23 protein-coding genes, 1 tRNA gene and 1 other RNA gene are annotated in these 23,746 nt (G+C 44.5%); 12 read left to right on the top strand and 13 right to left on the bottom strand.

Going from position 1 to position 23,746, the window contains the following annotated elements; translation table 11 throughout:
• Window positions 1-14: 14 nt before the first annotated feature.
• A tRNA-Asp gene (locus tag DA100_RS09260) sits at window positions 15-91 on the top strand.
• A 109-nt stretch (window positions 92-200) separates the two neighbouring features.
• On the opposite strand, the gene DA100_RS09255 is transcribed toward DA100_RS09260, so the two are convergent.
• From DA100_RS09255 to leuA, 5 genes are all read right to left on the bottom strand, one after another.
• Window positions 201-983: a DUF547 domain-containing protein gene (locus DA100_RS09255; RefSeq protein WP_138971877.1), complete on the bottom strand. Its 783-nt coding sequence runs from the start codon at window positions 981-983 to the stop codon at window positions 201-203.
• A 119-nt stretch (window positions 984-1,102) separates the two neighbouring features.
• Window positions 1,103-1,705, bottom strand: a complete 603-nt coding sequence (gene leuD, locus DA100_RS09250; protein WP_138971876.1) for a 3-isopropylmalate dehydratase small subunit — start codon at window positions 1,703-1,705, stop codon at window positions 1,103-1,105.
• An 11-nt stretch (window positions 1,706-1,716) separates the two neighbouring features.
• Window positions 1,717-3,117, bottom strand: a complete 1,401-nt coding sequence (gene leuC, locus DA100_RS09245) for a 3-isopropylmalate dehydratase large subunit (protein WP_138971875.1) — start codon at window positions 3,115-3,117, stop codon at window positions 1,717-1,719.
• Between the two features lie 71 nt (window positions 3,118-3,188).
• Window positions 3,189-4,280 (bottom strand): 3-isopropylmalate dehydrogenase, encoded by a 1,092-nt coding sequence (gene leuB / locus DA100_RS09240; RefSeq protein ID WP_138971874.1) that lies wholly within the window; start codon window positions 4,278-4,280, stop codon window positions 3,189-3,191.
• Between the two features lie 56 nt (window positions 4,281-4,336).
• Entirely contained in the window at window positions 4,337-5,884 is a 1,548-nt protein-coding gene (gene leuA, locus DA100_RS09235) for a 2-isopropylmalate synthase (RefSeq protein ID WP_138971873.1), read from the bottom strand.
• 501 nt (window positions 5,885-6,385) lie between these two features.
• On the opposite strand from leuA, the gene DA100_RS09225 reads away from it, so the two are divergent.
• The 6 genes from DA100_RS09225 to ilvN all read left to right on the top strand — a co-directional run bounded on the left by DA100_RS09225 (window position 6,386) and on the right by ilvN (window position 13,950).
• A complete protein-coding gene (locus tag DA100_RS09225) occupies window positions 6,386-6,919 on the top strand; it encodes a phosphatase PAP2 family protein (protein ID WP_138971872.1) in 534 nt (177 codons plus the stop codon).
• A complete protein-coding gene (locus DA100_RS09220; protein ID WP_138971871.1) occupies window positions 6,916-7,962 on the top strand; it encodes an MJ1255/VC2487 family glycosyltransferase in 1,047 nt (348 codons plus the stop codon). The genes DA100_RS09225 and DA100_RS09220 overlap by 4 nt, the downstream gene beginning before the upstream one ends.
• A gap of 393 nt (window positions 7,963-8,355) precedes the next feature.
• Window positions 8,356-9,315 (top strand): transcriptional regulator LeuO, encoded by a 960-nt coding sequence (gene leuO / locus DA100_RS09215; protein ID WP_138971870.1) that lies wholly within the window; start codon window positions 8,356-8,358, stop codon window positions 9,313-9,315.
• Window positions 9,316-9,479: 164 nt separating this feature from the next.
• Complete coding sequence (locus tag DA100_RS09210) at window positions 9,480-11,288, top strand: long-chain fatty acid--CoA ligase (protein ID WP_138971869.1); 1,809 nt, start codon at window positions 9,480-9,482, stop codon at window positions 11,286-11,288.
• 440 nt (window positions 11,289-11,728) lie between these two features.
• Window positions 11,729-13,453 (top strand): acetolactate synthase 3 large subunit, encoded by a 1,725-nt coding sequence (locus DA100_RS09205; protein WP_138971868.1) that lies wholly within the window; start codon window positions 11,729-11,731, stop codon window positions 13,451-13,453.
• 2 nt (window positions 13,454-13,455) lie between these two features.
• Window positions 13,456-13,950, top strand: coding sequence for an acetolactate synthase small subunit (gene ilvN, locus DA100_RS09200; protein ID WP_138971867.1), 495 nt, complete (start codon window positions 13,456-13,458; stop codon window positions 13,948-13,950).
• A gap of 64 nt (window positions 13,951-14,014) precedes the next feature.
• Here ilvN and serA read toward each other — a convergent pair whose 3' ends face one another.
• The 5 genes from serA to zapA form a co-directional block, all read right to left on the bottom strand.
• A complete protein-coding gene (gene serA, locus DA100_RS09195) occupies window positions 14,015-15,244 on the bottom strand; it encodes a phosphoglycerate dehydrogenase (protein ID WP_138971866.1) in 1,230 nt (409 codons plus the stop codon).
• A gap of 252 nt (window positions 15,245-15,496) precedes the next feature.
• The gene (gene rpiA, locus DA100_RS09190) at window positions 15,497-16,153 is read right to left on the bottom strand and encodes a ribose-5-phosphate isomerase RpiA (protein WP_138971865.1); all 657 of its coding nucleotides are present in this window, start codon (window positions 16,151-16,153) and stop codon (window positions 15,497-15,499) included.
• A gap of 62 nt (window positions 16,154-16,215) precedes the next feature.
• A complete protein-coding gene (locus DA100_RS09185; protein WP_138971864.1) occupies window positions 16,216-16,803 on the bottom strand; it encodes a 5-formyltetrahydrofolate cyclo-ligase in 588 nt (195 codons plus the stop codon).
• Between the two features lie 33 nt (window positions 16,804-16,836).
• Window positions 16,837-17,019, bottom strand: a non-coding RNA gene (gene ssrS, locus DA100_RS09180) — 6S RNA.
• An 18-nt stretch (window positions 17,020-17,037) separates the two neighbouring features.
• The gene (gene zapA / locus DA100_RS09175) at window positions 17,038-17,346 is read right to left on the bottom strand and encodes a cell division protein ZapA (protein ID WP_138971863.1); all 309 of its coding nucleotides are present in this window, start codon (window positions 17,344-17,346) and stop codon (window positions 17,038-17,040) included.
• 237 nt (window positions 17,347-17,583) lie between these two features.
• On the opposite strand from zapA, the gene DA100_RS09170 reads away from it, so the two are divergent.
• Genes DA100_RS09170 through DA100_RS09160 form a run of 3 tightly spaced genes read left to right on the top strand, consistent with a single transcriptional unit; the run spans window position 17,584 to window position 20,603 of the window.
• On the top strand, window positions 17,584-18,159 hold the full coding sequence (locus tag DA100_RS09170; protein ID WP_138971862.1) for a YecA family protein: 576 nt from the start codon (window positions 17,584-17,586) through the stop codon (window positions 18,157-18,159).
• 11 nt (window positions 18,160-18,170) lie between these two features.
• Window positions 18,171-19,346, top strand: coding sequence for a 2-octaprenyl-6-methoxyphenyl hydroxylase (ubiH, locus tag DA100_RS09165; RefSeq protein WP_138971861.1), 1,176 nt, complete (start codon window positions 18,171-18,173; stop codon window positions 19,344-19,346).
• 24 nt (window positions 19,347-19,370) lie between these two features.
• Window positions 19,371-20,603 carry an FAD-dependent 2-octaprenylphenol hydroxylase gene (locus tag DA100_RS09160; RefSeq protein ID WP_138971860.1) on the top strand — a complete coding sequence of 411 codons (1,233 nt, stop codon included), beginning with the start codon at window positions 19,371-19,373 and terminating at the stop codon, window positions 20,601-20,603.
• Between the two features lie 40 nt (window positions 20,604-20,643).
• Here the strand turns inward: DA100_RS09160 and DA100_RS09155 are convergent, their stop codons facing one another.
• The 3 genes from DA100_RS09155 to ygfZ all read right to left on the bottom strand — a co-directional run bounded on the left by DA100_RS09155 (window position 20,644) and on the right by ygfZ (window position 22,912).
• Window positions 20,644-20,850 (bottom strand): DUF1107 domain-containing protein, encoded by a 207-nt coding sequence (locus DA100_RS09155; RefSeq protein ID WP_138971859.1) that lies wholly within the window; start codon window positions 20,848-20,850, stop codon window positions 20,644-20,646.
• Window positions 20,851-21,474: 624 nt separating this feature from the next.
• Complete coding sequence (locus DA100_RS09150; protein ID WP_138971858.1) at window positions 21,475-21,951, bottom strand: YbaK/EbsC family protein; 477 nt, start codon at window positions 21,949-21,951, stop codon at window positions 21,475-21,477.
• Complete coding sequence (gene ygfZ / locus DA100_RS09145; RefSeq protein ID WP_138971857.1) at window positions 21,944-22,912, bottom strand: tRNA-modifying protein YgfZ; 969 nt, start codon at window positions 22,910-22,912, stop codon at window positions 21,944-21,946. The genes DA100_RS09150 and ygfZ overlap by 8 nt, the downstream gene beginning before the upstream one ends.
• Before the next feature lie 201 nt (window positions 22,913-23,113).
• On the opposite strand from ygfZ, the gene DA100_RS09140 reads away from it, so the two are divergent.
• Window positions 23,114-23,374: a succinate dehydrogenase assembly factor 2 gene (locus tag DA100_RS09140; protein ID WP_138971856.1), complete on the top strand. Its 261-nt coding sequence runs from the start codon at window positions 23,114-23,116 to the stop codon at window positions 23,372-23,374.
• Complete coding sequence (locus tag DA100_RS21590; protein WP_346763717.1) at window positions 23,343-23,741, top strand: protein YgfX; 399 nt, start codon at window positions 23,343-23,345, stop codon at window positions 23,739-23,741. The genes DA100_RS09140 and DA100_RS21590 overlap by 32 nt, the downstream gene beginning before the upstream one ends.
• Window positions 23,742-23,746: the final 5 nt, after the last annotated feature.

Below are 23,746 nucleotides of genomic sequence, written 5' to 3'. Positions count from 1 at the left end.
ATTCTAACCAGTGCGGAGCGGTAGTTCAGTTGGTTAGAATACCGGCCTGTCACGCCGGGGGTCGCGGGTTCGAGTCCCGTCCGCTCCGCCACTTATTCCAGACCCCAGCAGAAATGCTGGGGTCTTTTTGTTTTATCCGCGTATTGTGCACTTCGACTACAGGTTGCCTGCGACGCACCTTCACCGTTTTAAAAGCGCTTTTATCTCTTCACATTTAAATCCCAATCATACTCATAGCTCGCTCCTTTAACCGATATGATCGGTTGCTTGCGATACCGATTGATATGAGTAACTAGCTGCTGTTGATCGCCAAAATCAGCGATAAACCAATCATAGATAGATGAGAGGCGGATATTGTCACCATTTACTAACACACCCTTATCGCTATTGATAAACTGCTTTGCAGCGAGTTCCAATAGCTGTTCTGTGTTCGCGGCGGTGAAGGCTTGGCTCTGTAAGTTAGGGCAACCTAAGCTTGCACAGTTAACTGCGTAGTGTGTTCTAGGATCGTTCCAGATAGGGCGTAAGATACGATGCTCTATGTCATTTAGAGAAAGCGGTTGTCCAGCCACAGTAATCACTTCATCTCCCCATGGACCAAAGCTAAAAAGGCCACCTAACTTGGTAATCGACTTAATTGGATAGGCATCGACAATGAGTTGAACTGTGATTGCATTGTATAGGTTAACCCAGTAGGCATACTGTTCATCCAGTGAGTATGTTCGAGGATCGATCTTGGCAAGAGTAGAGATGTACAGGTCTAGTTGTTGTTTGTCTTGTTCGGAAACGTCGTCATATTTGACGAGCGTGTAGTCACTGTCTGTAACTAGATAGCTATCAAGGAAAGTTTGCCATGCCTGATGGGAAATACTGGCTTGGTTGCTCTGGTTTGCTTGTTGCCAAAAAGGCCACAACTCCGATTTAGGCGCTGCAAAAGTATGAAAAGAGATCAGAGTGAGCAGCAGAGTAACGATACGTACCATTAGTTAAATTCCCTTAGTGATAAGCTTTTATTACTAGACCTAGCTTATCGAGTGTTTGTTTCAGCGGCCAACAAAAAAGGCTAGCCTGAGCTAACCTTTATTTTTATTTGCAGATTGGATTACTTGAGGAAGCTTGGAATGTTAGCTTCGTAACTCGCAATTTTGTCTTCGTGCTGAAGAGTCAGACCAATGTTGTCTAAACCGTTTAGTAGACAGTGACGGCGGAATTCATCGATTTCAAATGAGTACTCTTTGCCATTTGCTCGTACTTTGTTTGCTTCGAGATCAACTTCGACTTCAGCACCTTCGTTGGCTTCAACAAACTTGAAGATTTCATCAACTTCTTGCTCAGTTAAGCGGACCGGAACCATTTGGTTGTTGATAGAGTTACCGTAGAAAATATCTGCGAAGCTTGGAGCTATCATTGCGCGAATGCCGTAATCGGCAAGCGCCCATGGAGCGTGTTCACGTGATGAACCGCAGCCAAAGTTTTCACGAGCAAGCAGGATAGATGCCCCTTTGTAACGCGGTGCATTCATTACAAACTCTGGATTTGGCTGTTTGCCAGCGTCATCAAGAAAACGCCAATCATGGAAAAGGTGCTTACCAAAACCTAACCGAGATACCTTCTGTAGGAACTGTTTAGGGATAATTGCATCGGTGTCGACGTTTGCTGCGTCTAGAGGAACAACTAAGCCTTTATGCTGTTTAAAACCTGACATGTTGTTTCTCCTTAATCCAAGTTACGAATGTCGACAAAATGACCAGCGATCGCAGCGGCCGCAGCCATTGCTGGGCTAACTAGGTGGGTGCGACCATCACGGCCCTGACGGCCTTCGAAGTTACGGTTTGATGTTGATGCACAACGCTCATGTGGACCTAATCGGTCATTGTTCATTGCTAAGCACATTGAACAGCCAGGCAGGCGCCACTCAAACCCAGCTTCTTTGAAGATAATATCCAGACCTTCCGCTTCTGCTTGCACTTTCACTTGCTCTGAACCTGGAACGATCAAAGCCTGAACATGAGCGGCCACTTTACGACCTTTAGCGACTTGCGCAGCAGCGCGCATATCTTCGATACGAGAGTTAGTACAAGAGCCGACAAACACTTTGTCTACTGAGTATTCTGAAAGTGATTTGCCCGCCTCTAATCCCATGTAAGCAAGTGCTTTTTCCGCTGAAGCTTTTTCTACTGGGTCTGTAAAGCTTTCTGGCGCAGGGATAGGTTGGTCAACAGCGATAACTTGACCTGGGTTCGTTCCCCAAGTGACCTGAGGTTTAATATCTGCGGCTTCTAGTGTAACGACAGCGTCGAACTCGGCATCATCATCGGTTTTTAAGGTCTTCCAGTAATCTACTGCTGCATCGAAATCTGCACCTTGAGGAGAGAACTTACGACCTTTAACGTAGTTGAATGTGGTTTCATCTGGCGCAATTAAGCCAGCTTTAGCACCTAGTTCAATCGCCATGTTGCAGACTGTCATTCGACCTTCCATTGTAAGGTCAGTGATGGCTTCACCACAGAACTCAACAACGTAACCTGTACCGCCAGCGGCGGTAGTTTTACCGATGATTGCCAATACGATATCTTTGGCTGTGATGCCCGGTGCTACTTTGCCTTTAACTTCGATCTTCATGGTTTTAGCGCGAGCTTGTTTTAGAGTCTGAGTTGCTAAAACATGCTCAACTTCTGAAGTGCCGATACCAAACGCTAGTGAACCAAAAGCTCCGTGTGTTGCCGTATGTGAGTCACCACAAACGATAGTCATACCAGGTAGAGTGATACCAAGTTCTGGCCCCATGACATGTACGATACCTTGGTATTTGTGGTTGATATCGTAAAGGGTGACACCAAACTCTTCACAGTTCTTCGATAGCGTTTCCATCTGGATACGTGCCATTTCACCTGACGCATTGATGTCTTTGGTCGTGGTCGATACGTTGTGATCCATCGTAGCGAAGGTTTTACTCACCTGACGTACTTTACGCCCTTTTTCTCGCAGGCCATCAAAGGCTTGAGGTGATGTTACTTCATGAACTAAATGGCGGTCGATGTACAAAATTGGGTTCTCACCCTCTGCGGCTACGGCGACGTGAGCGTCGTAGACTTTTTCATATAGTGTTTTGCCCATTATTACTTTCCTGTGTATAGCAGCAGGTAACGGCTTACCTACTGCTAAGTCATTATTATTAAATTGGTTTACTACGAATTAAGAATGTACTCTGCAATCTTGTCGCCCATCTCAGAGGTGGATAGCGCCGGCTTGTCACCTGAAAGATCTGCGGTTAATTCCCCTGCTGATAGTGCTTTTGATACCGCTGTTTCGATGTCCTGAGCCGCCGCTTCTTCACCTAGGCTGTAACGTAACATCAGAGCTGCTGACAGGATTTGCGCCACTGGGTTAGCGATATTTTTGCCCGCGATGTCTGGTGCGCTTCCGCCCGCTGGTTCGTATAGGCCAAATTTGCTTTCATTAAGAGAGGCTGAAGGCAGCATTCCCATTGAACCTGTGATCATTGCACACTCATCAGAGATGATGTCACCGAAGATGTTCGAACATAGCATGACGTCAAATTGCGATGGGTCTTTGATGAGTTGCATTGTGGCGTTGTCGATGTACATATGCGACAACTCAACATCAGGATAGTCTTTCGCGATCTCTTCAACCACTTCACGCCAAAGGATAGAGCTTTGCAGCACGTTCGCTTTATCAATCGAGCATACTTTGTTGTTACGAAGGCGGGCTGACTCGAACGCAATCTTAGCAATACGTTCGATCTCGTAACGGTGATAAACCTCGGTATCAAATGCTTTCTCATTTGCGCCTTCACCTTCGCGTCCCTTTGGCTGGCCAAAGTAGATACCACCAGTTAGCTCACGCACAACAACAATGTCGAATCCGCGCTCTGAGATATCTGCACGAAGAGGAGAGAATGCTTCTAAACCTTTATGGATTTGCGCCGGGCGAAGGTTACAAAATAGCTGGAAGTGTTTACGTAGTGGAAGTAGGGCACCACGTTCTGGTTGATCGTTAGGCGGAAGATGTTCCCACTTAGGGCCACCAACAGAACCAAAAAGCACGGCATCAGATTCTTCACAAGCTTTCACTGTGCTGTCTGGTAATGGGCAACTGTGGTTATCGATCGCAATGCCACCAACATCGTGTTCTTCACGCACAAATTCGATCGCGTATTTTTTCTCGATAGCGTCTAGCACTTTGTGTGCTTGTGACATTACTTCTGGGCCAATGCCGTCACCGGGTAGTACAGCAATTTTGTATGATTTGTCTGTCATGGTAATCCTTTAATTTTTATTTTCCTCCAAGGCGACTCGCGTCCTTGGAGTCTCACTTATACTGTTGCGATTTTTTTCTGTTTGATTTCTTCGATTTTGTTGGCGCGATGGATGCTGTTAATCACATGCAATAGCGCTTGACCAGAAGCTTCTACGATATCAGTTGAAACACCTGTGCCGTGATATTTGCGACCTTTGTAGTTAGCGATGATGTCAGCTTGACCTAAGCCATCCTCACCTTCGCCTTTCGCGGTTAAATCAAACTTATCTAGAACAATATCATAACCAGTTACACGATAGATACACTGGTAAAGAGCATCAACAGGACCGTTACCGACTGCGGCTTCACAAGTTTCCTCATCACCACACTGTATCTTGATGCTTGTGGTTGCCATTACGCTTCCTGACTGAACGCTTAGATAGTTCAATTTATAAAAGTCATCTTCTTCACGTAGATTAGAGAAATGCATCAAGGCTTCTAAATCATAATCAAACACTTGGCCTTTACGGTCAGCCAACTTTAAGAAGTCTTCATAAAGTGCATCTAGGTTGTACTCATCTTCTTTGTAGCCCATTGCATCCATATGGCTTTTCACTGCTGCACGTCCACTTCGGCTAGTTAGGTTCAACGCTTGATTCTTAAGACCTATCGACTCAGGTGTCATGATCTCGTAGGTATTCTTGTTCTTTAACATGCCATCTTGGTGAATGCCTGATGAGTGGCTAAATGCATTCGCACCTACTATTGCTTTGTTGCTTTGAATCGGCATGTTGCACAATTGACTAACCAATTTACTGGTGCGATGGATTTCATCATGCTTTAAACCAGTGTGAACACCAAGTAGCTCCTGTCTGGTCTTGATGATCATTGCGATTTCTTCAAGTGAGCAGTTGCCAGCACGTTCGCCAATACCATTAATGGTGCCTTCAATCTGACGAGCACCTGCTTGTACAGCAGCAATGGAGTTTGCTACTGACATGCCTAAGTCGTCATGGCAGTGTACCGAAATGATCGCTTTGTCGATATTTGGCACTCGGTTGAACAGGGTTTGAATAATGCCACCAAATTCATTTGGCACTGTGTAGCCAACTGTGTCTGGGATATTGATCGTGCTTGCACCAGCGTTGATAGCGGCTTCAACCATGCGACACAAGTTATCAATGGGTGTACGCCCCGCATCTTCACAAGAAAACTCGACATCATCGGTGTAATTACGAGCATGTTTGACTGCTTTTACACCCATTTCGACGACGTCATCGTAACTGCGACGAAGTTTGTCTTGAACGTGAACGGTGGAAGTAGAAATAAAGGTATGGATTCGGAACTGGTCTGCAACTTTTAAAGCTTCGGCTGCGGCATCAATATCTTTCGCAACGGCTCGCGAAAGGGCACAAATTCGACTGTTCTTAATGTTGCGAGCGATGGTTTGTACCGACTCAAAATCACCAGGAGAAGAAACAGGAAAACCCGCTTCAATAACATCAACGCCGAGCCTTTCAAGCGCATAGGCAATCTGCAGTTTTTCTTTAACCGTCAAGCTTGCTGACAACGCTTGTTCGCCATCACGCAAGGTGGTGTCGAAAATAATGACTTGATCATTCATGTTTACTTCCTTAGTGATTATGTGCATCTGCACGAGTTAATCGTTTACTTCCGGTATTTAGATATAAAAAAACCCGCATCTGAGTGCGGGTTTGTTGTAATTCTGTGTGGTTGTTTTTCTTCCACAGCCTACCCGCGCGATTATGTCACGATAAGGAGGAGGCTCAGCAGGATAGAAAAACGGTTCATCATTGTAACGATTCCTTTAGGGGCGTTAAATAATCCACATATTTAAGTTAACAAATTAGTACCGCACTCAACGGACAACGTCAACCCTAAAGTGTGTTTTTTATTCATCTTAGATCAGTTCCAGCGGCAAACTGCCAGTTTAACAGATGAATCGTCGGTTGGTATTTCAGTAATGTGCTCTGGAAGAATAGGTTGAACCAATGACCACTCGTTCATGCTGGTGAGCTTGTCATCGAAACTCAGTCAAAGTTTCACCTGCCTGTCACCAACTCGAATTAAGTTTAAGCAAGATAGGTAATAAAAGGAGCTGGAAATGCGTTCAATGGAGCCCATTGCTAAGTTTGATTTAGCGTTTTCCCTATTCTGTTTACAACATAAATTTTGTTATCCAGTGTCGCGTTTAAGTAAGGTGATTTCTCACACGGGAGATGGCCATCTATACGCTTTGCTCGGACTTTTCGCTTTTGTTTATGGTGGTGTGGAAGGGCGAACATTTCTTGCTGTTGGTTTGTGCGCTTTTGTTATAGAACTGCCGATCTATTGGTTGGCTAAAAACCTATTTAAACGTCGTCGCCCAGAAGAGCTTTCCGATTTAGTCACTTCTTTTATTACACCTTCAGACCGCTATAGTCTGCCGTCTGGGCATACTGCCGCCGCTTTCCTGATGGCGACTGTCATCGGTCATTTTTATATGGAATGGCAGCTATTTGCGTTTGTTTGGGCGGCCTTGATTGCAAGCTCAAGAATTTTGTTAGGCGTTCATTTCTTAACGGACGTTCTTATCGGCGTATTGCTTGGAGTCGGTAGCGCGCAGTTCGCTCTGATCGCATTGGGGATGAATGGATGAAAATATTGTACGGAGTTCAAGGGACAGGCAATGGACATATTGCGCGTGCTCGTGCGATGGCAAAATGTCTCGCTAATGAAGGTTTAGATGTTGATTACCTCTTTACGGGAAGAAATGAGCAGCACTATTTCTCGATGGAAGCATTCGGTCATTTTCAAACTCGGGCAGGTCTTTCATTTGCTACCCACAAAGGTAGGGTAGATATGGCTAAGACACTGGTGTCGAATAATCTTTGGAAATTTTGGCGTGATGTCAGTCAGTTTGATTTGTCCGATTATGACTTAGTACTGAATGATTTTGAGCCGGTATCTGCTTGGGCCGCTAAAAGGCAGAAGATTCCCTCGATCAGTATTAGTCATCAAAATGCTTTTCGCTACTCGGTACCGATCAAAGGAGCGAGTTGGCTGGACAAACTGGTTATTAAGCATTTTGCTCCGGCCACACACCATATTGGCTTGCATTGGTATCACTTTGACCAGCCTATCCTCCCTCCGATTATTCACACTGAGAAAGGGCACTGGAGGGAAGAAGACTATGTGCTCGTTTACTTGCCATTTGAAAGCTTATCTGACATCACGGATTTGTTGCTACGCTTCTCAAATCAGAAGTTTGTATGTTATCACCCAGAGATTGTAGAGCCTCAAGTGCTTGCCAATATTCACTGTTTGCCACTTAGCCTCGACTCGTTTCAATCCCATTTACAGCGTTGTGAAGGTGTTATTGCAAATGGGGGATTTGAGCTGCCTTCAGAGGCGTTGACTCTAGGAAAAAAACTGTTGCTTAAACCTTTAAGTGGCCAGTTTGAGCAGATAAGTAATGTCGCGACATTGGAAGGACTTGGCTTGGCATCGTGTATGGATGATTTAGATGCATCCGCAGTGAGGCGATGGCTTGATGAAGACTCGGCTGAAAGTGTCCAATATCCTGATGTGGCCGCAGCGATCGTGAGCTGGATTAAACAAGGCAATTGGGACGACCAATCTCTATTGACTGAGAGCCTGTGGGAAAAAGTCGATTTCCCGAGCTATGTGATTAACGTATAGATCTTCTTTCTTAGCGTAAAATGGCTTCAAACTATTGATGCCATTTTTACGTTGTTATTGTTATTGATAAGTCCCGTCAATAAATCCCTTTCTGAAAATAAGTTAGGAATTAATATCAAATAGATCTAATAATCACTATAAAAACGGCCTTGATATTTTTTTATGATCTTTTTAAGTAATTGCTTTTGAAGGGTTCAGTGTCGAGTTAAGTAAAAAATACTGATTAATTGTCAATCTTATTGCTAATTGCTGAATTATTCGTTGATAGTAGTGATTCGCCATAAAGCATCTAACAACTAAATATAATGGATGCGGCGAACCTTTGGTTTTCTATTCCCAACTCATTTTGAAGTTAGTAACCATTTACGTTGATGAATTAAAGAGGCTTGCCCAATGATTGACAAAAAAGAGTCTATGAGTGCTATCGCTAGCTACCGCATGGAAAGTACTTTACGTGGAGTAGATTTAAACCTTTTAACTGTGTTCGATGCGGTCATGCAAGAACAAAACATCACTCGCGCTGCGCATAATCTGGGTATGTCACAGCCAGCAGTAAGTAACGCTGTAGCGCGTCTTAAAGTGATGTTTAATGATGAGCTATTTATGCGTCAGGGGCGCGGTATTCAACCGACCCAACGAGCTCGTCAGCTGTTTGGTCCTGTTCGTCAGGCTCTGCAACTTATTCGTAATGAATTACCAAGCTCAGTTTTCTCTCCAGAGACATCTACTCGTCTATTCAAACTGGCAATTTGCAGCCCATGTGACATGCGTTTTGCGCCAAAGATAATGTCAACGATTCACGAGCTTGCACCTAATGTACAGCTCCACCTAGATGCTGAATTCGATCGCCAACTTGCAGAGAGAATGCGTTACCAAGAGATCGACTTTGTTATCGATTATGCGCGTTTTGATGAGCAAGGCTTTTCAAGCACAGAAATCTTCCAAGATGAGTTGGTTGTAGTGGCATCTAAAGCACACCCACGTATTCAAGGGTCAGTAAGCCCAGCACAATTGTTTGGTGAACGTCATGCTAAGTTATCTAAAGTTCACGGTCAGCGTAGCTTCTCTGAGCAAGCGTACCGAGATCTGGATGTTCAGGCATACTATGAGGGTACGAGCCTAAGCAACGTTCTCTACGTTGTAGGTCAATCTGAGCTAGTGACAATCGCGCCACGCTGGATGGTCGAAAATGCAGCAAACAAGGAGCAGTTGCAAGTCATCGAGTTCCCGTATGAAAACGGTCAAATCAGTGGCTTCTTAAGCTGGCATGAATCAAGCGGAAAAGACAAGGGGCATATCTGGCTGCGCGATCAGCTGATGATGATCTGCGGCGAAGTGGTTGCCCTAAAGTAATTGTCAGTATTCACTGATAGGAAAAGCCTTGGATGGTTCGCGCCATTCAAGGTTTTTTACTATTTTAATTGATAACTTTGATGCTCATCAGTTGCCTTTTCTAACCCGAAATGTACACTTGTGCGCTTAATAAAGCTTACAGGTGTAAGCTAAAGGTAGTAAAGATGGCCAACCTAGATTTTCACATTGTAAAACGAATTCGAGAACAGATTGCGAAAGGCAGCGACCGCATTGCGCTCAAACATAAAGTGGGCAACATGTGGAATGGTATTAGCTGGAAGCAGTTTGGTCAGCAAGTTGATTCTCTTTCATTTGCACTATTGGCTCAGGGAATACGAGTCCAAGACAAGATTGGTATCTTCTCCAACAACATGCCACAGTGGACAGTGGCAGATTTCGCAGCATTACAACTGCGTGCCGTCACAGTACCTATTTATCCAACCAACACTGCCGCTCAGTCAGCTTACATCCTGCAGAATGCGGATGTCCGAGTATTATTTGTCGGTGAGCAAGCTCAATTTGACGCAGCTGTATCCATCTTTGACCAATGCGAACAATTAGAACTGATTGTGGCTATGTCCGATGACGTACAAGTTGGCGAACATAGTTTTGCTATTGGTTGGCAAAAATTCATTGCTCAGTCGAACGAAATGCATCAACCAGAATTGAATGCCCGATTAGAGCAGGTATGCTTCGACGACCTACTAACACTTATCTACACATCGGGTACAACTGGGCAGCCTAAGGGCGTAATGTTGGATTACGCGAATATTGCTGCGCAGTTGGAAGGCCACGACCAGAGATTAAGTTTGAGTGAATCTGATGTGTCGCTCTGTTTCTTACCTCTTTCGCATGTATTTGAGCGCGCTTGGACGTTCTACGTGCTGTACAAAGGGGCGACGAACTGTTACCTACAAGACACTATGCAAGTTCGTGAAGCCCTGAGTGAAGTACGCCCGACAGTGATGTGTGCGGTGCCTCGCTTCTACGAAAAGATCTTCTCAGCGATTCATGAAAAAGTGGCTAAAGCACCATTTATTCGCAAAGCTTTATTTACTTGGGCAGTAAATATGGGTGCCAAAATGGCATTGTGCCATCAAGAAGGGCGCAAACCTTCCATTGCTCTGAAGAAAGCGCATGCATTGGCAGACAAACTGGTCTTGTCAAAGCTACGTGCTTTGCTTGGCGGTCAAATCAATTTCATGCCGTGTGGTGGCGCTAAGCTCGATGAAACCATCGGTCGCTTCTTCCATGCAATTGGTATCAACGTAAAGTTGGGTTACGGCATGACAGAGACCACAGCGACCGTATCGTGCTGGGATGATAAATGTTTCAATCCTGACTCAATAGGTATGGCGATGCCGGGCGCTCAGGTCAAGATTGGTGAGAACAACGAGATTCTTGTTCGTGGTCCAATGGTCATGCGTGGTTACTATAAAATGCCGGAAGAGACAGCGAAAACCTTTGACGAACATGGCTTTCTGAAAACAGGTGATGCTGGTCATATCGATGAGAATGGCAATTTGTTCATTACAGATCGAATCAAAGAGCTAATGAAGACGTCGAATGGTAAGTATATCGCTCCACAAATGATTGAAGGCGCAATCGGCAAAGATCACTTTATCGAGCAGATTGCTGTTATTGCGGATACGCGCAAATTTGTCTCTGCTCTGATAGTGCCGTGTTATGACTCGTTAGAAGAATACGCTAAAGAGCTCAACATCAAATATCATGATCGGGTCGAGTTGATTAAGCACCATCAGATAGTCGAAATGCTAGAAAAGCGCGTCAATGACTTACAAAAAGAGTTGGCGAAGTTTGAGCAAGTGAAGAAGTTCAAGTTATTGCCGAAAGCCTTCTCTATGGACGATGGTGAACTGACACCGACACAAAAACTGCGTCGTAAGGTGATTAACGACAAGTATCAAGATGAAATCGAAGAAATGTACAAGGACAAGTCGGATAAAAACTAATATTTCCGATAGTTAATTTTCTGAATGATTAAAAATCCCCCAACAAGCAAGTTCGCTTGCTGGGGGATTTTTTATTGTGCTTATATGATGGTTTTGATGTTGCTTATTCATGTGGCTTGAAAAAAAAAGAACAGAATTTATTACTTAATTTCTAGTTTTTGCAGGTGATGGGATCTGTTTGAAAGGGTTGTTTTAGACTCATCTTGCTATAAATAATTACTTTCCAGTGCAATCTTCAAAGTGGGAGATAAATCGCATTAGACCCGTTGATAATAAAACGTTACATTTGTTGCGTTACTTTGCTTTATGTTACCTATGAGCAAGACATAGCCGAAAAAGTGGAAATATTTCGAATTAGGCTACGAATAAGACCTAGACTATGGAAAACCAGCTCATCAGATTGACCTTATCCGATGACAAACTGGTTTAAGGAGAAAAATATGGCAGCAATGTTGTCCGGAGCAGAGATGGTTGTTCAATCTCTGATCGAAGAAGGCGTAGAACAGATCTTTGGCTACCCAGGCGGTTCTGTTTTAGATATCTACGATGCGCTTCACGCAAAAACTGATCAAATTAAGCATGTACTCGTTCGTCATGAACAAGCAGCAACTCATATGGCTGATGGCTATGCACGAGCCACTGGCAACTCAGGTGTAGTGCTTGTCTGTTCTGGCCCTGGTGCTACCAACACCATTACCGGTATTGCGACGGCGTATATGGACTCTATTCCAATGATCGTAATTTCGGGCAACGTACCGAATAACATGATTGGTAATGACGCATTCCAAGAGTGTGATATCGTGGGTGTATCTCGCCCAGTTGTTAAACACAGTTTCTTAGTAAAGAAAGCTGAAGACATTCCTGAAACGGTTAAGAAAGCCTTCTATATTGCAACCACCGGTCGCCCTGGCCCTGTACTTATTGATTTACCTAAAGATGTAATGAATCCTCAGGTTAAGCTGCCGTATGAGTACCCTCAAGCTATTTCAATGCGCTCTTACAAACCGACAACGACTGGTCACAAAGGTCAAATCAAGAAAGGCCTGAAGACCCTTCTAGAAGCAAAACGACCTGTGCTGTATGTAGGTGGTGGCGCCGTTATTTCTGGTGCAGAAGAGCACCTAACTAAATTGGCTGAAGCGCTAAATCTACCTGTAGTCAGTACTTTGATGGGGCTTGGTGCATTCCCCGGCACTCATAAAAATTCCTTAGGAATGTTGGGTATGCATGGTGTGTATGAAGCCAATATGGCGATGCATAGAGCGGATCTCATTTTTGGTGTCGGCGTTCGTTTTGATGACCGAACCACAAACAATCTAGAGAAGTACTGCCCAGACGCTAAAGTAATGCATATCGATATTGATCCTTCATCAATCTCGAAAAACGTGAAAGCGGATCTGCCTATTGTAGGCTCTGCAGAAAAAGTTCTCGAAAGCATGGTTAAACTGCTTGAAGAGCAGGGTAGCACGAACGATCAAGATGCTTTAAATCGCTGGTGGGATGAGATCCAAGTGTGGCGTGATCGTGAGTGTTTGTCTTATGAGACATCACCTGAGCGTATTAAGCCTCAGCAAGTTATTGAAACCTTGCACAAGCTGACAAATGGCGACGCTTATGTTGCTTCTGATGTAGGTCAGCACCAAATGTTTGCAGCCCTTTACTACCCATTCAATAAACCTCGCCGCTGGATCAACTCTGGTGGTCTTGGCACGATGGGCTTCGGTCTACCAGCAGGTATGGGTGTTAAGTTCGCCAAGCCTGAAGAAGAAGTGGTGGTAGTGACTGGTGACGGCAGTATCCAAATGAATATTCAGGAACTATCGACAGCAATGCAATACGATATCCCTGTTAAAATCATTAACTTGAATAACCGATTCTTAGGCATGGTAAAACAATGGCAAGACATTATTTACCAAGGCCGCCATTCAAACTCATATATGAGTTCTGTTCCTGATTTTGCCGCCATTGCTGAAGCTTATGGCCATGTTGGTATCCGAATTGAGTCTCCAGATCAGTTGGAATCTGGTCTAAAACAAGCACTTGATATGAAAGATCGCTTAGTGTTTGTTGATATCAATGTGGACGAGACTGAGCATGTATATCCAATGCAGATCAAAGGTGAGGGTATGGACAAAATGTGGTTAAGCAAGACGGAGAGAACGTAATTATGAGACACATTATTTCACTACTAATGGAAAACCAACCGGGGGCTTTATCGCGTGTTGTTGGTCTGTTTTCTCAACGTGCTTACAACATCGAATCTCTAACGGTTTCACCGACAGATGATGAAACATTATCGCGTTTAAACATTACAACCATCTCTGATGACATGGAACTGGAGCAGATCCAGAAGCAACTTAACAAACTGATTGATGTCCTTAAAGTGCAGGAAGTGACAGAGCTTGACCATATCGAACGTGAACTGATGATGGTGAAAGTGAAAGCCAGCGGTTTTTCACGTGCGGAAGTTAAACGTACTGCTGATATCTTCCGTGGTCAGATTGTTGATGTTACGGCTTCCCAGTACACGGTACAGATGGCAGGAACCAGCGAGAAACTTGATGCCTTTATTCAGGCCATTTCTGAAGTCACAGAAGTGATCGAAGTAGCACGCAGTGGTGTCGTTGGAATCGCTCGTGGTGAACGCGCTTTAAAACCTTAAAAGTCGCTGTTTAGCCAATAAAAAAACCACCGTATAACGGTGGTTTTTTGCATTTATGAATTGATTAGTGAAGGATACGAGCGCGAATAGTACCTTCGATGCTTTTTAGCTTTTTCAGTGCTTCTTCAGAGCGTTCCGTTTCTACATCAATAACCACATAACCGAAGTCTGCTGCTGTCTGTAGGTACTGACCTGCGATATTAATCCCCTCTTCAGCGAAGATGGTGTTAATTTGAGTCAGAATACCTGGACGGTTTTCGTGAATGTGCAGCAGTCGTGAACAATCGCGATGCTCTGGTAGAGAAACTTCAGGGAAGTTAACGCTTGATAGCGTTGAACCATTGTCTGAGTACTTAGCCAATTTTCCTGCTACTTCTACGCCAATGTTTTCTTGAGCTTCCTGAGTTGAGCCGCCTACGTGAGGAGTTAGGATCACGTTATCGAATTTTTGCAGTGGAGACTCAAATGGATCTGCGTTGGTTTTAGGCTCGGTCGGGAATACGTCAATTGCCGCACCAGCAAGGTGACCTGCTTCCAGGCTATGGCAGAGTGCTTCGATATCAACTACGGTACCACGAGCAGCGTTGATAAAGATTGAACCTGGCTTCATGCGAGCGAACTCTTCGGCACCCATCATGTTCTTTGTATCAGCGGTTTCAGGAACGTGAAGTGAGATGACATCACATTTATTTAGAAGCTCACTCATGGTGTGGACTTGAGTCGCGTTACCTAGTGAAAGCTTGTTCTCAATATCGTAGAAGTAGACACGCATCCCCAGGTTTTCAGCAATAATGCCTAACTGTGTACCAATGTGACCATAACCGATAATACCTAAACGTTTACCGCGTGCTTCGTATGAATTGTCAGCACTCTTCTTCCAAATACCACGGTGAGCTAGCGCGTTCTTTTCTGGAATACCGCGTAGTAGCAATAAGATCTGACCCAGTACCAATTCCGCAACACTACGTGTATTTGAGAAAGGTGCGTTAAATACTGGAATACCGCGAGATGCGGCTGCTTTAAGATCAACTTGGTTGGTACCAATACAGAAACAGCCAATGGCGACTAACTTTTCGGCAGCGTTGATCACTTCTTCTGTCAAATTAGTGCGCGAACGGATACCAATAAAATGGACATCCTTAACGGCTTCTAGAAGCTCATCTTCTGGAAGTGAACCTTTGTGATACTCAATGTTGGTGTAGCCGGCAGCCTGAAGAACTTCTACTGTTGATGGATGTAGACCTTCAAGCAAGAGAATTTTTATTTTGTCTTTTTCCAGTGAAACTTTGGCCATTGTCTTCTTCCTTAAAGTGGGGAAATTGGGCTTAAGTGGCGCACATTAGACTAAAGCAGATAAAGCAAACGTTTTTATCAGCGTTATGTAGCACGCAAACGTTTTCCTTGTGCGTCTTCTGACCATTAACTTAACAAAAAAAATACAGTTTGGGTAAGAAAATTACGGAATAAGGCAGAATATTTATTGATTAAAATGAAAAAAACGGCGCCAAATGGCGCCGCTTGTAATGAAATAACCAAAATTGATGGGTTACTCTTCGATTTTTGCCCCTTCCGGCGTACCAGTGATGACAACATCAGCACCACGGTGTGCGAATAGACCAACAGTGACGACACCAGCAATAGAGTTGATTTTATCTTCTAGATCTTTTGGATCTGTAATCTTCATGCCATGCACATCAAGAATAACGTTGCCATTGTCAGTGACTACACCTTCACGGTAAGCAGGATCACCACCGAATTTAACCAACTGGCGAGCGACGTAAGAGCGTGCCATTGGGATAACTTCTACTGGTAGTGGGAATTGGCCAAGTACGTCGACTGCTTTAGTATTGTCAACGATACAGACGAACTTCTCAGAAATAGCAGCAACAATTTTCTCACGAGTCAGTGCTGCGCCACCGCCTTTGATCATGTCACGAGATGCGTTGATCTCATCAGCACCATCAACATAGATGTCTAGCATCGCAACATCGTTGCAGTCGAAGACTTCGATGCCGAGACCTTTTAGCTTTTCAGTTGATGCATCAGAGCTTGAAACAGCACCTTTGATGTCATCTTTCATTGTTGCAAGTGCATCGATGAAGTGATTCACAGTAGAGCCTGTACCAACACCAACAATGCTGCCTTTTTCAACATACTTGAGTGCTGCCCAACCAGCTTCTTTCTTCATTTCATCTTGAGTCATGCTCATCTCCTAGAGGCGGTAGTTAAATCGTTTGCGGCGGCGATTATAGCTGCAAATTGGTTTTATTCCCAATCCCAGATCTGGCTTGGCGTCACTATTTTAGGTAGAGGTACATCCCAAGACTCAATAGGCAGTGAGTCGACTTGCTGGCAGTCATGGGCTAATCCAATCGGTTTAGGCCCGAGGCGAGTGTTGAACCAAGGCTCTAGCGTTCGATCGTAGTAGCCCCCTCCCATTCCTAGGCGATGTCCAGTCGAGTCAAAAGCGACTAAAGGGGTGCAGATGAGATCAAGCTGAGCGACAGGAATAATCTGAGTCTGGTCTAATTTGGGTTCTGCAATTGCATAGCGGTTTAGCACCATAGGTGTCGTGCTTGAGTATCGAAGAAACAGTAGATGACCGTGGGAGAAGGGATGAATTACAGGCAAGTAGACATCCTTTCCCTGCTGCCATAGCCATTCAATGAGTGGTTTAGTATCGATCTCGCCATCTGCGGTGATGTACAAAGCGATGTGTTGTGCTGAGGCGATCTCAGGCAATTGCTTGAATTGTGTCACTAAGTCTAATCCTGCCAGATATTGCGTGTCGCTACTGAGCGCATTGCGTTTCTGTCGAATGACTTTGCGTAAGTCTTGGCGTGAAAGAGTCATGACATTACCCATGGTTGCTGGGTATCGAGATAGGGATACCCCAGAGTGCCGTTGGAGATATGGACCCTTGAACCAGCTGGTTCAAGGCGGATCAGCAGAGATAACCGTAGGCTTCTCGGTACAAGCCGAGCTTGCTCAATAGCTATCAAGTACTAACCCTTGGGTATTGCTTATCGGCTCAGGGACTTAATCCCCTCACGAACACTCCAGGGTAAATTCTTGATGGTGTAAAGGTTACTGCTGTCCTGGCTTAACTTTACTAATTGCATCATCCAAAGACGCAGAGAGCAGTTCCATACGCTCAACCATTGCATCTTGTTCCTGCTTTGAATCGTTGTCGCGGACTTCGAGTTCGTGACAAAAGTTTAAGGCAACAAAGGTCAGCAGCTGTACTTCGTTGGTCATCTTGGTTTTAGCCGCTAACTCTTTAAGGCGATCATCTAAACGTGCTGCTGCATTGATCAAAGACTCTTCTTGTCCTGCTGGACAGTTAACACGAGTTAGTTTGCCTAAGATTTCGACTTCTACCGCTTGATTACTCATACCGACTCTATATCTGTTGTCTAAGGTGATAAAGCAGATAATCACCGAGGGAGAAACTATAGAAAAAGCCTTATTAAGATTCAAGCTTTTCAGTTAGACCTAACCAAAATCAGTGTGTAACAACACAGTAATTGGGCAATTTGTGTAAAAGCTCCCCATAATTGCGCAATCACGCGTTTTCGCCTGCTTTGGTAAGTGATACGATTGAGGATATTTACTTTATTTTAGGTCATAGCAATGAGCGACACCAAATTACCTGATTATCTGACATTTGCCAGTGAGTTACAGTCGGCAGGCTTAGCGGTTAACCCAGCAGAACTTCACGGCTTGCTTACTGGAATGCTTTGTGGCGGTTTGAGCCTAATAGATAAAAGTTGGCAGCCACTTGTTTATGACTATGTGAGTGAAGGTATGGGGTGGCCTACAAAATCTTTGCAGTTAGCCGAAGGCACTTTAGATGCAACTATTCAGGAGCTAACAGGTTCTGGAATGGATCTTGAGCTACTCCTTCCCGATGATGAAGCGAGTGCAACACTGTTTGACGTCGCAGATGGTTTGGCCGAATGGGTTAACCACTTTATTTCTGGTCTTGGTTTAATCAATGCTGCGCTCAATAAGGCATCAAGTGACGTTAAAGAGGCATTGGCTGATTTAGAAGAAATAGCCAAACTGGGTATTGACGAAGAGGATGATCTCGAAGAACAAGCTCAGTTATTAGAGCACGTGATCGAACATGTTAAGGCATGTGTGTTGACCATTCATGCAGAATTTGGCCAAAAACCGGTCGAGAAACAGGCTCCAACGATTCATTAATAGGTAACGCGATGAAGCAGTTTGATGTGGTGATTGCTGGTGGTGCTATGGCAGGAATGACCTTAGCATTAGCGATAAATAAGCTTTCCAAACAACCTTTGTCTATTGCGGTGATAGAACCTTTTCCTGTTGACGATCAGGCTCATCCTGGCTTTGATTCACGTTCGATTGCACTTTCCTATGGTAGCGCGGCGATCCTGAGGAAGTTTGGTTTATGGGAAGAAATTGCAAAAATTGCCACGCCAATTGAACACATTCATGTCTCCGACCGAACCCATGCAGGTCTGACCGATATCGCAACTCAGGAAGTGGGTCTAGAAGCCTTGGGGTATGTTGTCGAATTGGCTGATGTTGGTCGTATTTACAATAGTCAGGCTCAGTTAGACGGCAATATTGAACTGATCCAAGCTTCTGTAAGTCAAGTTACTCGTCATGAGAAAAAAGTGCAGATAAGGCTCACCAATGAAACGGTGGTTGAAGGTAAATTGTTGGTTGCGGCAGATGGCGCGATGTCTACCTGTTGCCAGCAGTTGGGGCATGAACTGACTGAGCATAACTTCGATCAAGTTGCTGTGATAGCGAATGTTACCACAGAGCTTGCTCATAAGGGGCAAGCATTTGAGCGTTTCACCGAGTCCGGACCTGTTGCCCTGTTACCTATGTCGGAAGGGCGTATGTCCTTAGTTTGGTGTTTGCGTCCAGAACATGCGACAGAAGTCATGGACTATGATGACAAACAGTTCTTGTCAGAGCTTCAAACGGCATTTGGTTGGCGGTTAGGTAAGTTAAAAAAAGTCGGACAGCGAGCGAGCTACCCGTTACTACTTAGATATCGAAAAGAAAATGTTTCGCACCGCTTTGCTGTTGTCGGGAATGCGGCACAAACGCTTCACCCTATCGCTGGACAGGGATTTAACTTAGGTATCAGAGACGTCGCTACCTTGGCTGAAAGTATTGCAAATTCGACACATGATGTGGGTTGTTATCAGGTTTTAAAACGCTTTAAGCAGTCTCGATGTGATGATCGTGATGCGACAATTGAGATGACCTCTGCGTTAGTACATCTGTTTTCAAATGATTACTTAGTGACGCGGATCGGGCGAAATGTGGGTCTGTTTGCGATGGATAATTTGCCGATACTCAAAACACCACTATTGAGAAGAACATTAGGTTTGGTGTCTCGTTAGAGATATCAGCAAGGACACAAAGATATGATGCAAAGTGTAGATATCGCCATTGTTGGTGGTGGAATGGTTGGCTTAGCGCTCGCCGCTGCGTTCAAAGATACAGAACTACGTATCGCGGTGATCGAAAGTCGTGAACCAGAAAGTGAGCTTGGTGAGCTTCCTGATGTGCGTGTTTCAGCATTAAGTCGTTCTAGTGAGACAATTTTGCGAAACCTAGGGGCATGGCAAGGAATCGTTCAGCGTCGAGCGGCCCCTTATCGTGCAATGGAAGTCTGGGAACAAGACAGTTTTGCTCGAATTGAGTTCGAAGCACAGCAGCTAGCGCAACCGGACCTCGGTCATATTGTAGAGAACCGAGTTATTCAACTTGCGTTACTTGATCAAGTTAAGCAGCAAAGTAATGTCACTCTATTTATGCCGGCGAAATGTGCTTCGATGGCGATTGGAGAGAGTGAAGCATGGATCAACTTAGATAGCGGGCAATCATTGACGGCCAAGCTAGTTGTTGGTGCTGATGGCGCCAACTCTTGGGTACGCAAGCAGCAAGATATTCCTTTGACACATTGGGATTACGGTCACAGCGCGATTGTTGCTAACGTTCGTACTCAAGAATCTCACCAAAGTGTTGCACGTCAAACCTTTACACCTCAAGGTCCAGTGGCTTTTCTTCCTTTAGGTGAAGATAATTTGAGTTCTATTGTGTGGTCGACGGAACCGAATCGTGCTGAACGTTTACTTGGTATGTCAGCCAATGAGTTTAGTAAAGTGCTTACTGCTGAGTTTGATAATAGACTTGGCTTGTGTGAAGTGCTTGGTGAGCGATTCGCCTTCCCATTAAAAATGCGCTATGCACGCGACTTTGTGACAGAGCGAGTTGCATTAGTTGGAGATGCGGCACATACCATTCACCCACTCGCAGGGCAGGGGGTAAACTTAGGTTTGCTTGATGCGGCGAGTCTTGCCCAACACGTACTAGAAATGTGGCAGCAAGGTGAAGACTTTGGGACTAAACGAAATCTACGGGGTTATGAACGTTGGCGTAAAGCTGAGGCCGCTAAGATGATTGCGGCAATGCAAGGATTTAAAGATCTCTTCGAAGGCAATAATCCAGCGAAAAAACTGCTCCGCGGTATAGGTATGAAGCTAGCAGGCCAACTTCCTGGTGCAAAAGATGAGATTATGAAGCGCGCATTGGGTTTGAAAGGTGATTTGCCGAAACTGGCACAGAACAGAGGAATAAAATCTCAAACCCACTAAAGTGGAAAGGGTTGGCATTGCCAACCCTTTTTAAATTCTGTTATGCGTATGCACAGCGGAGTTTCATGATTTCTTTATTGATCTCTTTTACCGCTTGAAAATGCCTGCGCTCTGCCTTTTCTGGCAGAATAAGCTTACCGTTATCAAACTCAAATTTACCTACTCCGTAGATATAAATCCTTCCTTTAAATAGTCGACTAATGTGTTTAGCAATCATACCTGGTGTATAGCGCTTAAACAGTCTCATACATTTGTCCTTATGTTTAGCAAGCACCGCAATTATACTGAGTTCCCACCATTAATAGTGTGATTGTCATGGGGGAATATGCAGTCAAAACTGTGTTATTTGGATATTTGTGTTGCTGTAAGCAAATTCGCGGATAAATATCCAAATTATTGTGATAGTTACCTCATTTATGTTCTGAGTTAGGAACTTATAGAAGGTCTTAATCGTGAAGTATTAAGCCTGAACTATGTGACAGTTTTAAGAATAGTTTAACTTTCTAATTAGGTGTTAAATTTGCAAAAAAAAGCCCGCTTCAAGGCGGGCGAATAGTCACAGATGCATTACACAAAAAGTGGATGTCCTGAAACAATCAGTGGATTCACTTTTTTTTGTTGGAGAAGGAGTGCACTCGCATTGCAAGTTATATACAGACTCTTCAGCGAGTGTCGAACGGGGCACATGACCTTTGTTCGAACTTTAACCAACAAAAACAGAATACTTCAAAAAATGCACCTTGACTACTTATGCTTTTAAATTGAATAAAAATCTAACAACCAATACTTAGGCGTGAGACGCTAATCACCAATTGATGCAATCGATTGCAAAAAAATATCTGAATGTTATCCAACTTGGGTAGGTTTCGTTTCAGTCACGGCAGATATTGGCAACTCTAGGTTGGCAAAGGCGAATCAAATCATCACATTGGAGGGCAATACCCGCCATATTGGAGCCACTGCTGATGGTGACTTCAGGTTCACTCAGAAGTTGTTGATCGAAGATCACGGCCATTGGCGTTTTTAAAAGAAGGGGAACGACGGTACCAATCTGGTAGCCCGTTAAACTCGCTACCTGCTCCATAGATACGCAGGTCATACGTCGCCACTCTAGTAAAGCCCTGACTTTCTTGGGATCGATAGATTGATCTCCGGGTGCACAAGCGATGGCGTAACGATTGCTCATATCTCTCAGTACAATCGACTTCACCATCTGACTTGGGCGAATACCTCTTTGCATCGCCGCATCTTCAATTGTGACGGCTGGACGTTGATGAGGCAGCAGGCGAAAATTGACCTGCTGCGATTCAAGGTATTGGGTAATATGAGTAGAAAACGGACTAGTCATTGTCTTCAAGTGAATAAGGAAGGGACGCGAAAGTCCACTGACTTTGAGCCTGGTCTTTAAGGCGTAGCTGAGTGTCCTCTTCTAAGTTGTTTGGTAATACAACAAGAGCCAAGGCATGGTTATTACTATAGCGATAGTGTGCGAGCAGTTGACCCGCGCTACGCCAGTTTTCTCCAACAGCGCGCTCTAGTTCTGCGTTAGCAGCAATCTCCTGCTGTGCTTCCCCTTTAATAATGAATAGCGCACGTTTGTTAATCCCGCGATATTTAGCTCGTGCTACCGTTTCCTGTCCGGTGTAACAGCCTTTAGTGAAGCTAATACCCGCTAAAGCTTGAACATTGAGTGCTTGTGGTATGTGCTCATTTTGCTGTTCAGCTGTTAAGATCGGCAAACCCGCTTGGATATCGAGGAGTGTCCAAAGTGTCTCATCAACCTTGTCAGCTTGGCTTGAAGCCACAATGTGCTGTGCCGCCTCTTGTGTTATTAGCAGCAACCAGCGCTGGTGGTCTATTTTAACGGCTGTTCCGCCATCTATTGGGCGCACATCTCCAGATAGAGTAGATAGTCTATCAACCAGTTCGGTTGCCTTTTCACCCATCACCCCCAGAGCGATCTCGTCGGCTTGCTTGATTTCTACCTTTGAAAAAACGGCATATTTTTTAATTTCAGCCAGCTCTTTTTCGATCACTGCTGACGGTTGAAACATGGCATAACCATCATTGTGATGGAAGAGTCGGAATACACTCCAGACTTTACCTTTGGCATCGCAGTGGGCGCCAAATGTGGATAAATGTGGTTCTAGCTTAACCACATCGCAGGTAACTTGGCCTTGTAAGTAAGACTTCTTATCTTCACCAACCATGGTGATTGCAGCCCATGAGTTGAGAGGGGCAATCGCCAGTTGGGGAAGAACATCATTCGACGCGAGTTGTAAGGGTGCAAAGTCGTTGTGCCAATCCATGATAGTTACCTAATAAGTAGTTGATGGCCGTATGTTATCGCCTATTCCTAGTGATAAACAACCTTTTGAATTGTGTGCCATTCATAATCTAGATAGTGAACGAAAATAGTGACCTTAGTCGGGAGTGTGACTGACGTACTAGTTGTAAGCTTATTTGCTTGTTACACTCGGCGCAAACAACCGATAAGGTGAGGAAGTAGAATGTATCCCGCAGAACAAAAAGCGCGTATTAAATGGGCGTGTCGCCGTGGAATGTTAGAACTCGACGTAGTGATCATGCCATTTTTTGAAGAATGCTTTGATGGCCTACAAGAAAATGAACAACGTGACTTTGTCTCACTGCTGGAGTGTGATGATCCAGATTTGTTTACCTGGATTATGGGACATGGTCGAAGCGAGAACTTAGGCCATGCAGCAATGGTAGATAAGATTGTCGCGCATAACCTCAGCAAAGTGCGTTAATCTCACTTTAACCCCATCAGCTATTGCGCTAAAGGCCAATACCTTGCTACTGGTTTTGGCCTTCTCAATAATTACCCTCTCTACATTACCGTTAGCCCCAACCTTTTTGCTTCTGTTTGTGCTTTTTAAACACGTCAAGGCAGAACCGTTACTTATTAAGTCATTGCGAGATGAAGTGAGCTTTTTTTCTGCAACGCAATATCAATCAACTCGTGGTCGGCATAAGATCAAAAAAGTGATGTTCACGTTTCTACCGATCGGCTTGGTGATCATTCATCGCAATGAGGAAAGAGTGATGCTGTGGCGAGATAGTGTCACAGAAGCAAAATATCGTGAGTTAGTGGTGATGTTAAAAAGGGAGCCATAGGCTCC

Origin of the sequence: Vibrio sp. Hep-1b-8, from assembly GCF_006124995.1 — a bacterium.
In the GTDB taxonomy this organism is placed as follows: Bacteria; Pseudomonadota; Gammaproteobacteria; order Enterobacterales; family Vibrionaceae; genus Vibrio.
Note: the sequence above shows the minus strand (reverse complement) of the source record. Positions and strands in the feature narration are given on the sequence as shown.

Coding starts and splice junctions, on each gene's coding strand:
- serA (WP_138971866.1), bottom strand. CDS start 15,244: ATGGCCAAAGTTTCACTGGAAAAAGACAAAATAAAAATTCTCTTGCTT.
- DA100_RS09170 (WP_138971862.1), top strand. CDS start 17,584: ATGAGCGACACCAAATTACCTGATTATCTGACATTTGCCAGTGAGTTA.
- DA100_RS09205 (WP_138971868.1), top strand. CDS start 11,729: ATGGCAGCAATGTTGTCCGGAGCAGAGATGGTTGTTCAATCTCTGATC.
- DA100_RS09150 (WP_138971858.1), bottom strand. CDS start 21,951: ATGACTAGTCCGTTTTCTACTCATATTACCCAATACCTTGAATCGCAG.
- leuA (WP_138971873.1), bottom strand. CDS start 5,884: ATGAATGATCAAGTCATTATTTTCGACACCACCTTGCGTGATGGCGAA.
- ubiH (WP_138971861.1), top strand. CDS start 18,171: ATGAAGCAGTTTGATGTGGTGATTGCTGGTGGTGCTATGGCAGGAATG.
- leuO (WP_138971870.1), top strand. CDS start 8,356: ATGATTGACAAAAAAGAGTCTATGAGTGCTATCGCTAGCTACCGCATG.
- DA100_RS09255 (WP_138971877.1), bottom strand. CDS start 983: ATGGTACGTATCGTTACTCTGCTGCTCACTCTGATCTCTTTTCATACT.
- leuC (WP_138971875.1), bottom strand. CDS start 3,117: ATGGGCAAAACACTATATGAAAAAGTCTACGACGCTCACGTCGCCGTA.
- leuD (WP_138971876.1), bottom strand. CDS start 1,705: ATGTCAGGTTTTAAACAGCATAAAGGCTTAGTTGTTCCTCTAGACGCA.
- ilvN (WP_138971867.1), top strand. CDS start 13,456: ATGAGACACATTATTTCACTACTAATGGAAAACCAACCGGGGGCTTTA.
- DA100_RS09185 (WP_138971864.1), bottom strand. CDS start 16,803: ATGACTCTTTCACGCCAAGACTTACGCAAAGTCATTCGACAGAAACGC.
- leuB (WP_138971874.1), bottom strand. CDS start 4,280: ATGACAGACAAATCATACAAAATTGCTGTACTACCCGGTGACGGCATT.
- DA100_RS09225 (WP_138971872.1), top strand. CDS start 6,386: ATGCGTTCAATGGAGCCCATTGCTAAGTTTGATTTAGCGTTTTCCCTA.
- ygfZ (WP_138971857.1), bottom strand. CDS start 22,912: ATGGATTGGCACAACGACTTTGCACCCTTACAACTCGCGTCGAATGAT.
- DA100_RS09210 (WP_138971869.1), top strand. CDS start 9,480: ATGGCCAACCTAGATTTTCACATTGTAAAACGAATTCGAGAACAGATT.
- DA100_RS09160 (WP_138971860.1), top strand. CDS start 19,371: ATGATGCAAAGTGTAGATATCGCCATTGTTGGTGGTGGAATGGTTGGC.
- DA100_RS09155 (WP_138971859.1), bottom strand. CDS start 20,850: ATGAGACTGTTTAAGCGCTATACACCAGGTATGATTGCTAAACACATT.
- DA100_RS09140 (WP_138971856.1), top strand. CDS start 23,114: ATGTATCCCGCAGAACAAAAAGCGCGTATTAAATGGGCGTGTCGCCGT.
- rpiA (WP_138971865.1), bottom strand. CDS start 16,153: ATGACTCAAGATGAAATGAAGAAAGAAGCTGGTTGGGCAGCACTCAAG.
- DA100_RS09220 (WP_138971871.1), top strand. CDS start 6,916: ATGAAAATATTGTACGGAGTTCAAGGGACAGGCAATGGACATATTGCG.
- zapA (WP_138971863.1), bottom strand. CDS start 17,346: ATGAGTAATCAAGCGGTAGAAGTCGAAATCTTAGGCAAACTAACTCGT.